The organism is Rhizobium arsenicireducens (genome assembly GCF_964021225.1).
Map to the genome: position 1 here is coordinate 3,034,679 of NZ_CAXHYK020000001.1, position 12,913 is coordinate 3,047,591.

A 12,913-nucleotide genomic window follows, 5' to 3' on the forward strand; every position below is an offset into this window, starting at 1 on the left:
TTGAAACTCGCTCGAAAGGAGCACGACCGATGTCCATACGCCCCGTCAAGCATGAGAGCCACGCCACGCCCGCCATGGAAGGCGCCGGCGTGAAGCTGCACCGCGTCTTCGGCTTCGGCGATCCGTCGATGACCGACCCCTTCCTGATGATGGACGATTTCCGCAACGACAATCCGTCCGACTACATCCGCGGCTTCCCCTGGCATCCGCATCGCGGCATCGAGACGATCACCTATGTGCTCGCCGGCACCGTCGAGCATGGCGACAGCCTGGGCAATCGCGGTCTGCTCGGGGCCGGCGACGTGCAATGGATGACGGCCGGCAGCGGCATCATGCACCAGGAAATGCCGAAGGGTGATTTCGCCGGCAAGATGCACGGCTTCCAGCTGTGGGCCAACCTGCCCTCGTCGCTGAAGATGACCGCGCCGCGCTACCAGGACATCAAGGGGACGGACATTCCCGTGGTCGTCGACGACGACGGCACCGTGGTGCGCGTCATCACCGGCGATTTCTGGGGCAAGACGGGTCCCGTCGACGGTATTACCGCCGAGCCGGTCTATCTCGACATCTCGGTGCAGCCGGGCAAGCGCAAGAGCTTTCCGGTCGACACCTACCGCTCGGCCTTCGCCTATATCTTCGCCGGCTCAGGCTCCTTCCGCGACGCCTCCCAGCCCTTCGGCGTCAAGGTGGAGAAGGAATACATGGGCGAGGAGCTGAACATCCGCGACCTCTCCGGAAACCGCACGCTGGTCGTGTTCGACACCGGCGACGAAGTGACGGTGCAAGCCGGCGACGAGGGCATCCGCTTCCTGCTGGTCACCGGCAAGCCGATCAAGGAACCGGTCGCCTGGCACGGGCCAATCGTGATGAATACCCGCGAGGAGCTGATGCAGGCGATGCGCGAATTGCAGAACGGCACCTTCATCAAGGCCGATCACTAGATCAAACCCAGTCCCATGAGACGCCGGGCCCTGCGCCCGGCGTTTTTCTATTTCGGGCCGGTTCCCGTCAAAGATGCCTTTCCATCCCACCGCCTTGCGATAGAGTGCCCGGGGAACAATAGAGGCACTTTCATGTACTTACTTTATGGATCAAATGGTTCGGGCAGCGCATCGGTCGAAGCAGCCCTGGCACTTTCCGGTGCCGAATATCAGGTCGTTCAGACGCCGACCGCCGAAGGCATGCACCTCACCGAGGATTTCAAGGCCATCAATCCGCGCCAGCAGGTGCCGGCGCTGCGGCTGCCCGACGGATCCGTCATGACGGAAGGCTCGGCGATTATGCTGCACCTCGCCGACGCCCTTCCGGCTGCACGGCTGGCACCGGCACCGGGAACGCCGGCCCGCGCCCAGCATGACCGCTGGCTGATCTTCATGGCGGTCAACATCTACGAGGGAGAACTGTGCAAGGCCTATTCGGATCGCTATACCGACGATGCGGACGGCGTCACGGGCGTCAGGACGAGCGCCGATACCTATGTGAAACGGCACCACGCCATCCTGGAAGACGCGGTCGTCGAACCCTTCCTCTTCGGGCCGGAGATGACCATGGCGGACGTCTATCTGTGGATGCTGGCCAGCTGGATGGACCAGGACTGGCTGGCGACCCATTGCCCTAAAATCCGGGCGCTGGCGGCCTCGATCGCACAGAACCCGCTCGTCGCGCCCATCCACGCGGTGCATTTCGGCTAGGCGGACATCCGCCGGCTCCACCGCCGCGCATCGCGACAAGGAACAGTGAATAATGGAAAAGACCGTTCTCGAAGACATTCAGGAGCGGCTCGCTGCCGCGCGTCGAGAACTCGAGGAAGAACTCGACCGCCGCATCGCGGCACAGCGCGAGCGCTTCCGCTATGAGCTGGCGCAAGGCAAGGTCCGCTTCGAGAAGGACATGCGCGCATGGCAGCGCCAGTATCGCACCGGCCTTCTGCGCTATGTCACGCGCGGCAACCTCGCCTATCTGCTGACGGCGCCGCTGATCTACGGCCTCGTCATTCCGCTGGCGCTGCTCGATCTTTCGGTGACGCTCTACCAGCAGATCTGCTTCCGGGTTTACGGCATCGATCGGGTGAAACGGGGCAATTATGTCGTCATCGACCGTCATCACCTCGCCTATCTCAACGGCCTCGAAAAACTGAACTGCGTCTATTGCGGCTACGGCAACGGGGTGATCGCCTATGCCCGCGAGATCGCCGGGCGGACCGAACGCTTCTGGTGTCCGATCAAGCATGCGAGCCGGTCCGCAGATCCACATCCCCACTTCGATAAATTCCTCGAATATGGCGATGCGGAAGCCTATCGTGCCTGGGTGGAGAGCTATCGCCGTACCAAGAACCGGCCCGAGGACGAAAAGGCATGAAACCCTTCCCGCTCGACAAGGTCTACCAGCTGATCGAGCCCGGCCCGGTGGTGCTGCTCACCACCTTCGACGGCAAGCCGAACGTCATGACCATGTCCTGGCACATGATGATGGAATTCACGCCGCCGCGCATCGGCTGCATCGTCAGTTCCGCCGACCACAGCTTCACCGCCCTTTCGAAGACCGGCGAATGCGTGATCGCCATTCCCGCGGCCGACATGGCCGAAAAGGTGGTGGCGATCGGCAATTGCTCGGGCCGTGACACCGACAAGTTCGTCGAGATCGGCCTGACCGCGCTGCCCGCCGAAGAGGTCTCGGCGCCGCTGATCGGCGAGTGCTTCGCCAATCTCGAATGCAAGATCACGGATCGGGACTTCGTCGAGCGCCACAATCTCTTCGTGCTCGATGTGGTGAAGGCCTGGCACGACCCGAAACAGGTTGCGTCGAAGACCCTGCATCACAAGGGCTACGGCACCTTCGCGGTCGACGGCGAGGAAATCACCCTCGCATCGAAAATGCCGTGAGCCATCCGTTCAATTGAACACCAGCCCGCCGTCGACGATCAGGTTCTGGCCCGTGACGGCACGGGACCAGGGACTGGCGAAGAACAGCACGGCATCGGCCATCTCCTCCGGCGTCGTCACGCGGCGCAGCGGCGTCGAACCGGCGATCAGGTCGAACACCGCCTCAGGGGTCGCACTGCTTGCATCCGTGGTGCGCAGCAGCCCGCCCGACACCATGTTGACGGTGATCCCCGACGGGCCGAGCTCGGCTGCGGCCGTGCGCGTCAGGGACAGCAGCGCCGCCTTGGCCGCGGTGTAGTCATGATAGGGAACGACCGGGTTCTGGAAGAGATTGGTGCCGATCAGCACGATCCGGCCGAAGCCGCGTTCGCGCATGGACGGTGCCGCCGCCTGGATCAGGTTCAAGGCACCCTTCACGCCCGTCTCCATATGGGCGGCGATCTCGTCCCAGGTCAGTTGATCGAGCTTCGAGCGCGCGTCGCCGTTGAAGGAAAAGTCGGAGAGCGCATTGTGGACGATGGTGGTGGGGGCGCCGAGGCACTCCGTCACGTCGGCCACCATCTGCACGACCGCTTCGCCGTCGCGGACATCGGCGCCGAAGGCCGAGGCCTTGCCGCCAAGACGCGCGGCGAGATCCTCGGCCACCTTGCCGCTGTTGCGGTAGTTGACCGCCACGCTTGCGCCTTCGCGGGCAAAGGTGGCGGCAATCGCGGCACCGAGGCCGCGGCCGGCACCGGTGACGAGAACCGTCTGTTCGTTGAGGGGCAGGCTCATCAGTTGTTTCCTTCCGTGTTCCAGAGCGCATGAAAATGATGGACAGGCCCGTGGCCGGTGCCGACGGTGAGGTCTCCGGCCGTTGCCACCGCGCCCGCAAGCCAGGCCTTGGCGGCGGCGACCGCCTCGGCAGGCGCCGAGCCCTTAGCGAGCTCGGCGGCAATGGCGCTCGATAGCGAGCAGCCCGTGCCATGGGTGTTCTTCGTCGGGATGCGCGGTGCTTCGAACCAGTGCGCGCCGGCGTCAGATACCAGCACGTCGGGGCTCTCCGTCCCGCCGAGATGGCCGCCCTTGACCAGCACGGCGGCCGGACCGCGCGCGCGAAGTCTGAGGGCCTGCGCCTCCATGGTCGCGCGGTCGGCAGCCTCCCGCTCGCCCAACAGTGCGGCCGCCTCCGGCAGGTTGGGCGTGATCAGGGTGGCGAGCGGCAGCAGGCGGGTCATCAGCGCCTCGACCGCGCGCGGATCGAGCAGCGAGGCGCCGCCCTTTGCGACCATGACCGGGTCGAGCACGATCGGCATGCCGCGATGCGGCTCAAGTGCTCCGGCGACGGCTTCGGCGATCGCAGCATTGGCGATCATGCCAGTCTTCACCGCATCCACACGCACATCGGCAAACACCATGCGGATCTGCTCGGCGACGAAATCCGGCGGCACGGCATGCACGGCGGAAACCCCTTGGGTATTCTGTGCCGTCAAAGCAGTGAGCGCCGCCATGCCGTAGACGCCGCGGGCGGAGAAAGCCTTGAGGTCGGCCTGGATGCCGGCGCCGCCCGAAGGGTCGGAGCCGGCAATGGACAAGACGTTGCGGATCATGATCGGGCCTTTCGGATGGCTTCGGAGAGTTCGAACGCAGCGGCCTGCAGATCCGGCTGGCCGCAGATGGCGGAGACGACGGCGAGGCCCCGGCCGCCCGCACGGAGGACCGCCTCGACATGGCTGGTCTTCAGGCCGCCGATGGCGACGGCAGGCAGCGCGGTCGCCGCAATCAGCCGGGCAAGCCCCTCCAGGCCGATCGGCGGCTTGTGGCCGGGCTTGGTCTGGGTGGCAAAGACAGGTCCGGCCCCGACATAGTCGACGACGGCCGGATCGACGGCCGCCGCCAGTGCCTCGGTTTCAACCGAGAGCCCGAGGATCATGTCCGGTCCGATCAGGCGGCGCGCGGTGAGCGCATCCCTGTCGTCCTGGCCGACATGCAGGCCGTCCGCGCCGATGGCGATCGCCGCCTCGACATCGTCGTTGACGATCAGCGGCACACCGGTGCCGGCCAGCGCCGCCTTCAGCGCCCGGCCGGTCTCGATCATCTGCGCCTTCGAGGCATCCTTGTCGCGCAACTGCACCATCGTGACACCGCCGGCGACGGCCAATCGCGCGGTCTCGACCATGCCGAGCGGCCGGCAAAGGTCCGGATCGAGCACCAGGTAGAGGGAAAGGTCGAAGCGCCTCACAGCCGCACCACCCGGGCGCGGTTGTCGAGCATGGCGCCGTCGAGTTCTGCCAGAAGGTCGAGGAAGCGTGCGGCGAAACTGCCCGGCCCTTGCGCTTCCTTGCCCGCCTGCTCGCCGGCCACGGCGAAATGGGCAAGGGCGGCCACCGTCGCGTCGAAGGAATCGTCCGGGCGCATCGCGGCATAGGCGCCGACGAGGCAGGTGAGCGAGCAGCCCAGCGCCGTCACCTTCGGCATCAAAGACGAGCCGCCTTCGATCCGCGCCGCCCGACTGCCATCGGTGACGAGGTCGGTGACACCTGTGACGGCGACGATGCAGCCTTGCGTCTCGGCCAGACGCCGTGCGGCCTCCTCCGCCTGCTCGACCGGATCGCGGCTGTCGACGCCCCTGGCGCTGCTCACGCCACCGGCAAGGGCGATGATCTCAGAGGCATTGCCGCGCACGATGGTCGGCCCCAGGGCAAGCAGATCCGCGGCCGTCTTGCGGCGAAAACCGGTGGCGAAATGGGCGACGGGGTCGAGCACCCAGGGACGGTGGGCCGCCTTCGCACCGCCGATCGCGGCTTTCATACCGGCCACCCAGTCGGGCGACAGCGTGCCGATATTGACGGTGAGCGCGCCGGCGAAACCGGCGAATTCGCCGGCCTCCTCTTGCGCATGCACCATGGCGGGCGAGGCCCCGGCCGCCAGCAGGACATTGGCGGCGACGTTCATCGCCACGTAATTGGTGATGCACTGGACGAGCGGCGCATTGCTACGCATTTCCGTCAGCAGGATTCCGGGTGTTCCGGTCTTCATCATCTTGCCCCTTTCGGGCGGGGCAAGTGCAAGGGGACAGATAGCGCACGAACAGCGAAAAGGCCCCGAGCAACTCCCTCCGCCAGCATTATCTGGTTCAGGTTCAAAGGGTACTTCTCAGCCCGCCTTGCGACGAACGCCCCTGTCTCTCAATGGAGCTGTTATAGACAGGGACGAGGCGGCTGTCACCTCCCTTGCCGACCCAGGACGACGACATGCGGGACAGGTATCCGCATTGCGTGAATCTTGTGGCGCCAATCTCGCCATCCGAGGAGGGCTGCGCTATGGTGGAAAACTACCAGAGGCAGGCGCGCCGGAACGCTACGGCCGTGCGGCGAGGAGGCGAATGGCATGGATCATCGTTTCGTCGGACTGCCGAAGGATGCGCGGGGAAAGACCGCGAAGACCTATCTCTATGCCGCCAACCGCCGGACCCGAAAACGCCAGGTTCTCTGGGGCGACTGGCTGCAGGTCACGTCGGAACAGCCGGACGGCTGGCTGGAAGTCCTCTGGGGGCCGACCGGGACAACGCCCGAAACGCTCTACATCCCCAAGGACCATACGACCGACGAGCGGCCGCTGGAGATCGTCTTTCTCGACGTCGGCCAGGGCGACGGCGCGGTGCTGATCGCGCCGGAAGAGGATCTCGGCGAGGCAGTGGTCGTCATCGACGCCGGCGTTTCCGAGCACATGTACGAATTCCTGCTGCAGCGCTTCCGCTCCTACAACACCAGCTTCAAGTTCCGCGCCGCGATCATCACCCACCCGGACATCGACCACTATGGCGGCTTCGAGCCGATCTTCAACTGGCCGAATTTCGGCTTCGAGACCGTCTACCAGAATGGCCTGGTGGAGCGTGTCGGCGGGGAAAAGTTCGACAAGCTAGGCGGCAAGGTGAAGGATGCCGCGACGGGCATCAACTATGTCGGCGACCTGGCCCTGTCGCGGGCCGACATCGAGCGGCATTTCGGCGCCGTCGGGGCGAATGAGAGGCAGGCCTTCGCCCAGACGATGAGGCATGCCCTCGACAATCCCAATATCGGCGGTTTCGCCATGCTGTCGGCCCACCACGGCACGCAGGAAGACGGGCGCGGCTGGCTGCCCGGCTTTGCGCCGTCCGACCAGCGGGGCTTCAGTGTCGAGGTTCTTGGGCCGGTCCCCGAACCGGATGCGGCGGGCAAGGACCGCTTGCGTGTGCTGGGTGACTACGGCGAGACGAAGAATGGCCATTCCGTCATCCTGCGCCTGCACTATGGCAACTTCAAAATCCTGTTCGGCGGCGACCTCAACGAGAAGGCGGAAAAATACCTGCTCTGCCACTACGGCGGCGAGGCCAAGTTCCCGAAGATCGGCACGCCGGCCTATGATGCAATGATCGCCAAGGCGTCCGGCTGGCTGCGCTCGGATGTGATGAAGGTCTGCCATCACGGCTCGGAGAAGGTGACGGACGCCTTTCTCGACGCGGTCAATCCGGCCGCCTTCGTCATCTCCTCGGGCGACGAGGAGGGCCATATCCATCCGCGACCGGACCTGCTCGGACGGCTCGGCAAACGCGGCCGCGGCGACGCACCGGTCATTCTCTCGACCGAGCTGCAGCGCTCGGTACGCGAGGCAGAAGACGAGAAGCTGGTGCAATCGCTGCAGAGCGCCGTGCTCAAGCTGCACGACAAGCCGGACAGGACGCTGCGCGACAAGATTATCAACGACATCTGGACGCTCGGTCGGTCGAACGTCACAGTTTACGGTACTGTCTACGTCAAGACGAACGGCAAGCGGCTGATCGCCGCTTTCCGCATCGAGACCGGTAGTGAGATCAAGAAGTGGTTCACCTTCGAATACGCGCTGAATACGGCCGGCGAACTGATCCGGGTGGAGTGACCGTCATCTGAGCGTGACCTGCCAGACCGTTCCCCTTCGGCGCAATCCGCACACGCCGGCCCACACCCGTAGCACAACCGTTTGCCGCAGCGGCCAAAACCGGCTATCCCGGTTTCCGCCCGCCCTTCCCTTTCCAAGGATCTTCCGATTGAGCACCGCCCGACACACGGTCTATGACAAGCGCTATGCCGGCTTCCTGTTCGACATGGACGGAACGCTCCTGAACTCCATCGCCGCCGCCGAGCGGGTCTGGGCAAAATGGGCGGCACGCCAAGGCCTCGATGTGGAAGCCTTCCTCCCCACCATGCACGGCAAGCGCGGCATCGACACCATTCGTGGACTGGGCCTGCCGGGCGTCGACGTGGAAGCCGAAGCGCTGGTCATCGAACGCGGCGAGATCGAGGATGTCGAGGGCGTGGTGGCCCTGCCCGGCGCAATCGATTTCCTGAACGCCCTGCCGTCCGACCGCTGGTCGATCGTCACTTCGGCGCCGGTTGCGCTCGCCCGCGCCCGGATCGAGGCCGCCGGCCTGCCGCAGCCGCCGAAGATCGTCACCGCCGAGGATGTGGCGATCGGCAAGCCGGATCCCGCCGGCTATCGGCTCGGCGCCCGGCATATCGGCGCGGATCCGGCCCGTTGCCTGGTATTCGAGGACGTTCTGGCGGGTGTTCTGGCGGCCGAAGCCGCAGGGGCCGACGTCATGGTGGTCACCGCCACACATGGCCATGCGATGGATACGCCGCACCCGACAATCGCCTCTTACGAGGGCATGGGCGTGCAGGTCAATTCAGCGGGCCATATGCAGATCATCCGGGCGATCTGATTGGCTTTCAGCCCTGACGAGGCCGGGCTACGCCCGAGCTTCTCCTGCCGTCGCGACGCCGTCTCAGACGACGGACAAAGCGGCAGAGCAGAGCGTGTCGATCACGCCGCCTTGACGGCGTGATACTCCTTGATCGCGGCCATCTTGATCGCCGGGTAACGTTCGCTCTCGTAGCGCAGGGAAAAACCGTCCTGCGCCATGAACACCGGATCGCCGTCCAGATCCCGGCAGATGTCGCCGCGGCGCGCCGTCATGAACTTGTCGAGTTCGCCCGGCTGGTCGGCCGAGATCCAGCGGCAGACGGAGAAGCGCGACATTTCGAACGAGACCGGCAGGCCGTATTCGCCCTGCAGGCGCTCCTTCAGCACGTCGAGCTGCAGCGCGCCGACCACGCCGACGATCGCCGGCGAGCCGTCTTCCGGCGAGAACAGCTGCACGACGCCCTCTTCGGCCATCTGCTGCAGGGCTTCCTTCAGCTTCTTCGCCTTCATCGCATCCTCGAGACGAACGCGGCGCAGGATTTCCGGCGAGAAGTTCGGCACGCCCTGGAAGACCAGCGGCTCGCCTTCGGTCAGCGTATCGCCGATGCGCAGCGTCCCGTGGTTCGGGATGCCGACCACGTCGCCGGCAAAGGCGGTATCGGCGAGCTGGCGCTGCGAGGCGAAGAAGAACTGCGGCGCGGTCAGGCCGATCTGCTTGCCGGTGCGCGCGAGCCTGACCTTCATTCCGCGCTCCAGCTTGCCCGAGCAGATGCGGGCAAAGGCGATGCGGTCGCGGTGGTTCGGGTCCATGTTGGCCTGGATCTTGAAGACGAAGGCCGTCATCTTGTCTTCCGCCGCATGGACCGTGCGGATGTCGGCCACCTGGTCACGTGGCGGCGGAGCGATTTCGCCGAGCGCATTGATCAGATCGCGCACGCCGAAATTCTTCAGCGCCGAGCCGAAGAAGACCGGCGTCATGTGGCCTTCAAGGAAGGCCTGGCGATCGAACGGCCGGCAGGCCTCCTGGGCCAGTTCCAGCTCTTCGATGAAGGCGGCGCGTTCGTTTTCCGGCAGCTGCTCGGCAACATTGGCCGGGCTGTTGACCGGTAGGCCCTCGACCTGCTTGTCGGATCCGCGGAAAGTGTTTTCCACCAGATTGTAGGAGCCGCAGAAGGACTTCGAGCGGCCGACCGGCCAGGTCACCGGCGCCGTGTCGAGCGCCAGCTTTTCTTCGACCTCGTCGAGGATCTCGAAGGGGTCGCGACTTTCGCGGTCCATCTTGTTGATGAAGGTGATGATCGGGATGTCGCGCATGCGGCAGACCTCGAACAGCTTCAGCGTCCGCGGTTCGATGCCCTTGGCGGCGTCAATGACCATGACGGCGGCGTCGACCGCCGTCAGCGTGCGGTAGGTGTCGTCGGCAAAGTCTTCGTGGCCGGGCGTGTCGAGAATATTGAAGACGTTGCCGTCATATTCGAAGGTCATCACCGAGGTGACGACCGAAATGCCGCGCTCGCGCTCGATCTTCATCCAGTCAGAACGGGTCTGGATGCGATCCTTCTTCGCCTTGACTTCACCGGCAAGCTGAATGGCGCCGCCGAATAGCAATAGCTTTTCGGTAAGCGTCGTCTTGCCGGCGTCCGGGTGGGCAATAATAGCGAAGGTGCGGCGACGGGAAACCGCCTCTGCAAGCGTTTCGGCCATGAAGTGAAATTCCTTTTGTTGGCCGGTTATCTAGCGAGTTGAGGTCGAATATGCAATTGGGAAGCGGAACGCCCCTGCACGAAGGAAGGTCCCCCATGCGCGATGTTCTCGGCCCCTTGCTCAACCTCGTTCGCCTGCCGCACGGACACGATATGCCGCTGCCGGCCTATGAGACGGCGGGCGCCGCCGGCATGGATCTCCGAGCCGCCGTCACTGAGGGCGAACCGCTCGTGCTTTCACCGGGCGATCGAACCCTGGTGCCGACCGGCTTCATCTTCGAGATCCCGGAAGGCTTCGAGGCCCAGATCCGCCCCCGCTCCGGCCTCGCCTTCAAGAACGGTGTGACCTGCCTCAACACGCCGGGCACAATCGACAGCGACTATCGCGGCGAAGTGAAGGTGCTGCTGGTCAATCTCGGGCACGAGCCGTTCGAGATCAGCCGCGGCATGCGGATCGCCCAGATGGTCATCGCGCCTGTGGTGCAGGCACGCGTGACGGAAGCCGATGAGGCTTCAGAAACGACGCGCGGCGCCGGCGGTTTCGGCTCGACGGGAGTGTAAGCGCGCATGCTGCCGTCACACCGGCCCTTTTACCGGTCCTTATGGGCCGCTGCGCGCGGCACGGATGCCGATTTCTAAGGCTGGCCCCGCGCCTTTCCTCGATCCCCCGACGGTCCAGGGGCCGGCAGCGGGCGCATCCTGGCCATGACCGGCAGGCCACAGGGATCGATCGCGTTGCAAGTTCGACCGCGCGGCGCTAGCAATGCATCATTCACGGAGGCCCCCATGACGCCGACCAGTCTTCTCGCCTATAGCGGCGCGCTTTTCGTTGCTGCTGCCATTCCCGGTCCCGGCATGACGGCGATCGTGGCGCGAGCGCTCGGCTCCGGTTTCCGCCCGACCTTCTTCATGGGGCTGGGCCTGATCCTCGGCGATCTTTGCTACTTGACCGCCGTCATTCTCGGCCTTGCCCTGGTGGCCCAGACCTTCACCACGCCCTTCCTGGTCATCAAGGGTCTCGGTGCGCTCTATCTCGTCTACATCGCCTGGAAGCTCTGGACGACCGGGCTGATCGCGCAAGACATCGAGGCCAAGCGCTCGACCCATGTCGGCCTCTCCTTCCTCTCCGGCCTGCTCGTCACGCTCGGCAATCCGAAGACGATGCTGTTCTACGTCGCGCTCGTGCCCACCCTGATACCGCTCGAGGCCATAGGTCCGAAGGACTATGCCGCCCTTGTCGGCATCACCTTCGTCGTGCTGATCGCGGTGCTCATTCCCTATATCCTGCTCGCCTCGCAGGCCCGGACCCTGCTGAAAAAGCCCAACTCCCTCAAGGCACTGAACCGCTCCGCGGCCAGCATTCTGGCGGGCACCGCCGCCTATATCGCCGTGCGCGCCTGAACAAAATTTCGCAACCACTGGCGCCGGGGGCGCTATTTTTCCAATCAAACGTGCGCGCCTAGGCGAAGGGTTCTGGCGAGCAGCCGGCTTTCGCCTTATTGTGCCGTCAAATCAGATCAAAAGGGAGATCCACCATGTCCGACACGAAGAAACCGGGCCGCGGCCGCGTCTATGCCTCGATCACCGAAACGATCGGTGACACCCCGATCGTGCGCCTCGACAAACTGGCGAAGGAAAAGGGCGTGAAGGCCAATCTTCTCGCCAAGCTCGAATTCTTCAACCCGATCGCCTCCGTCAAGGACCGCATCGGCGTCGCGATGATCGAGAGCCTGGAAGCCCAAGGCAAGATCACCCCCGGCAAGACCACCCTGATCGAGCCGACCTCGGGCAATACCGGCATTGCGCTTGCCTTTGCCGCCGCCGCCAAGGGCTACAAGCTGATCCTCACCATGCCCGAAACCATGTCGATCGAGCGCCGCAAGATGCTGGCCCTGCTCGGCGCCGAACTCGTGCTGACCGAAGGTCCGAAGGGCATGAAGGGCGCGATCGCCAAAGCCGAGGAACTGGCAGCCACCCTTCCCGACGCCATCATTCCGCAGCAATTCGAAAACCCCGCCAACCCGGAAATCCATCGCAAGACGACGGCCGAGGAGATCTGGAACGACACTGACGGCGGCGTCGACATCTTCGTTTCGGGCATCGGCACCGGCGGCACAATCACCGGTGTCGGCCAGGTGTTGAAGGCGAAGAAGCCCGAGGTCAAGGTCATCGCCGTCGAGCCGGCCGACAGCCCGGTTCTCTCTGGCGGCAATCCCGGTCCGCACAAGATCCAGGGCATCGGCGCCGGCTTCGCGCCAAAGATCCTCGACACCCATATCTACGACGAAGTCGTCACCGTCACCAATGACGAGGCCTTCGAGACCGCCCGCCTCGTCGCCCGCCTCGAGGGGGTGCCGGTCGGCATCTCGTCAGGCGCTGCGCTCACGGCCGCGATCAAGGTCGGCAGCCGCGAGGAAAATGCCGGCAAGACGATCGTCGTGATCATCCCGTCCTTCGCCGAGCGCTACCTGTCGACCGCGCTGTTCGCCGGGCTCGGCGAATAGGCCGCGCTGCACGCTGCATTCATCCGCAAGGGGGCGCCGACGGCGCCCCATCGACTTTCCGGCCCGATACATGGCCCGGACCGCAAAACGGCAAGCCTCTTGCGCAGCCGGTCGCATCAAGCGC

14 protein-coding genes and 1 riboswitch are annotated in these 12,913 nt (G+C 64.9%); of the genes, 9 read left to right on the plus strand and 5 right to left on the minus strand.

All coding sequences use genetic code 11. The features are described 5' to 3' along the window. The first annotated feature begins 29 nt into the window (after positions 1-29). From ACWPVA_RS15050 to ACWPVA_RS15065, 4 genes are all read left to right on the plus strand, one after another. Entirely contained in the window at positions 30-941 is a 912-nt protein-coding gene (locus tag ACWPVA_RS15050) for a pirin family protein (RefSeq protein ID WP_454288454.1), read from the plus strand. A 132-nt stretch (positions 942-1,073) separates the two neighbouring features. Continuing rightward, on the plus strand, positions 1,074-1,691 hold the full coding sequence (locus tag ACWPVA_RS15055; protein WP_454288455.1) for a glutathione S-transferase family protein: 618 nt from the start codon (positions 1,074-1,076) through the stop codon (positions 1,689-1,691). Between the two features lie 52 nt (positions 1,692-1,743). After that, positions 1,744-2,358: a hypothetical protein gene (locus ACWPVA_RS15060; RefSeq protein WP_454288456.1), complete on the plus strand. Its 615-nt coding sequence runs from the start codon at positions 1,744-1,746 to the stop codon at positions 2,356-2,358. After that, the gene (locus ACWPVA_RS15065) at positions 2,355-2,882 is read left to right on the plus strand and encodes a flavin reductase family protein (protein ID WP_454288457.1); all 528 of its coding nucleotides are present in this window, start codon (positions 2,355-2,357) and stop codon (positions 2,880-2,882) included. Before ACWPVA_RS15060 ends, ACWPVA_RS15065 begins: the two co-directional genes overlap by 4 nt. A gap of 9 nt (positions 2,883-2,891) precedes the next feature. Here ACWPVA_RS15065 and ACWPVA_RS15070 read toward each other — a convergent pair whose 3' ends face one another. Genes ACWPVA_RS15070 through thiM form a run of 4 tightly spaced genes read right to left on the minus strand, consistent with a single transcriptional unit; the run spans position 2,892 to position 5,903 of the window. Further along, positions 2,892-3,656, minus strand: a complete 765-nt coding sequence (locus ACWPVA_RS15070; protein WP_454288458.1) for a 3-oxoacyl-ACP reductase — start codon at positions 3,654-3,656, stop codon at positions 2,892-2,894. Next, positions 3,656-4,471, minus strand: coding sequence for a bifunctional hydroxymethylpyrimidine kinase/phosphomethylpyrimidine kinase (thiD, locus tag ACWPVA_RS15075; RefSeq protein ID WP_454288459.1), 816 nt, complete (start codon positions 4,469-4,471; stop codon positions 3,656-3,658). Before thiD ends, ACWPVA_RS15070 begins: the two co-directional genes overlap by 1 nt. Next, a complete protein-coding gene (gene thiE / locus ACWPVA_RS15080; protein ID WP_454288460.1) occupies positions 4,468-5,103 on the minus strand; it encodes a thiamine phosphate synthase in 636 nt (211 codons plus the stop codon). Before thiE ends, thiD begins: the two co-directional genes overlap by 4 nt. Continuing rightward, on the minus strand, positions 5,100-5,903 hold the full coding sequence (gene thiM, locus ACWPVA_RS15085; protein ID WP_454288461.1) for a hydroxyethylthiazole kinase: 804 nt from the start codon (positions 5,901-5,903) through the stop codon (positions 5,100-5,102). The genes thiE and thiM overlap by 4 nt, the downstream gene beginning before the upstream one ends. A gap of 54 nt (positions 5,904-5,957) precedes the next feature. Next, a riboswitch (TPP riboswitch) is annotated at positions 5,958-6,054 on the minus strand. Positions 6,055-6,251: 197 nt separating this feature from the next. Between thiM and ACWPVA_RS15090 the strand changes: the two genes are divergently transcribed. Both ACWPVA_RS15090 and ACWPVA_RS15095 read left to right on the plus strand, forming a co-directional pair. Then, complete coding sequence (locus tag ACWPVA_RS15090; protein ID WP_454288462.1) at positions 6,252-7,778, plus strand: ComEC/Rec2 family competence protein; 1,527 nt, start codon at positions 6,252-6,254, stop codon at positions 7,776-7,778. A gap of 148 nt (positions 7,779-7,926) precedes the next feature. Next, positions 7,927-8,601, plus strand: coding sequence for an HAD-IA family hydrolase (locus ACWPVA_RS15095; RefSeq protein WP_454288463.1), 675 nt, complete (start codon positions 7,927-7,929; stop codon positions 8,599-8,601). Between the two features lie 101 nt (positions 8,602-8,702). Here ACWPVA_RS15095 and ACWPVA_RS15100 read toward each other — a convergent pair whose 3' ends face one another. Beyond that, the gene (locus tag ACWPVA_RS15100; protein ID WP_454288464.1) at positions 8,703-10,286 is read right to left on the minus strand and encodes a peptide chain release factor 3; all 1,584 of its coding nucleotides are present in this window, start codon (positions 10,284-10,286) and stop codon (positions 8,703-8,705) included. Between the two features lie 95 nt (positions 10,287-10,381). Between ACWPVA_RS15100 and dut the strand changes: the two genes are divergently transcribed. The 3 genes from dut to cysK all read left to right on the plus strand — a co-directional run bounded on the left by dut (position 10,382) and on the right by cysK (position 12,789). Then, positions 10,382-10,846, plus strand: coding sequence for a dUTP diphosphatase (gene dut / locus ACWPVA_RS15105; protein WP_454288465.1), 465 nt, complete (start codon positions 10,382-10,384; stop codon positions 10,844-10,846). 225 nt (positions 10,847-11,071) lie between these two features. Continuing rightward, positions 11,072-11,686, plus strand: a complete 615-nt coding sequence (locus tag ACWPVA_RS15110) for a LysE family translocator (protein WP_454288466.1) — start codon at positions 11,072-11,074, stop codon at positions 11,684-11,686. Between the two features lie 134 nt (positions 11,687-11,820). After that, positions 11,821-12,789, plus strand: coding sequence for a cysteine synthase A (gene cysK / locus ACWPVA_RS15115; protein WP_454288467.1), 969 nt, complete (start codon positions 11,821-11,823; stop codon positions 12,787-12,789). Positions 12,790-12,913: the final 124 nt, after the last annotated feature.

Bases quoted from the DNA above. Each gene is read 5' to 3' on its own strand.
- cysK (WP_454288467.1), top strand. From the start codon at position 11,821: ATGTCCGACACGAAGAAACCGGGCCGCGGCCGCGTCTATGCCTCGATC.
- ACWPVA_RS15065 (WP_454288457.1), top strand. From the start codon at position 2,355: ATGAAACCCTTCCCGCTCGACAAGGTCTACCAGCTGATCGAGCCCGGC.
- ACWPVA_RS15070 (WP_454288458.1), bottom strand. From the start codon at position 3,656: ATGAGCCTGCCCCTCAACGAACAGACGGTTCTCGTCACCGGTGCCGGC.
- thiD (WP_454288459.1), bottom strand. From the start codon at position 4,471: ATGATCCGCAACGTCTTGTCCATTGCCGGCTCCGACCCTTCGGGCGGC.
- dut (WP_454288465.1), top strand. From the start codon at position 10,382: ATGCGCGATGTTCTCGGCCCCTTGCTCAACCTCGTTCGCCTGCCGCAC.
- ACWPVA_RS15055 (WP_454288455.1), top strand. From the start codon at position 1,074: ATGTACTTACTTTATGGATCAAATGGTTCGGGCAGCGCATCGGTCGAA.
- ACWPVA_RS15060 (WP_454288456.1), top strand. From the start codon at position 1,744: ATGGAAAAGACCGTTCTCGAAGACATTCAGGAGCGGCTCGCTGCCGCG.
- ACWPVA_RS15050 (WP_454288454.1), top strand. From the start codon at position 30: ATGTCCATACGCCCCGTCAAGCATGAGAGCCACGCCACGCCCGCCATG.
- ACWPVA_RS15110 (WP_454288466.1), top strand. From the start codon at position 11,072: ATGACGCCGACCAGTCTTCTCGCCTATAGCGGCGCGCTTTTCGTTGCT.
- ACWPVA_RS15090 (WP_454288462.1), top strand. From the start codon at position 6,252: ATGGATCATCGTTTCGTCGGACTGCCGAAGGATGCGCGGGGAAAGACC.
- ACWPVA_RS15100 (WP_454288464.1), bottom strand. From the start codon at position 10,286: ATGGCCGAAACGCTTGCAGAGGCGGTTTCCCGTCGCCGCACCTTCGCT.
- thiM (WP_454288461.1), bottom strand. From the start codon at position 5,903: ATGATGAAGACCGGAACACCCGGAATCCTGCTGACGGAAATGCGTAGC.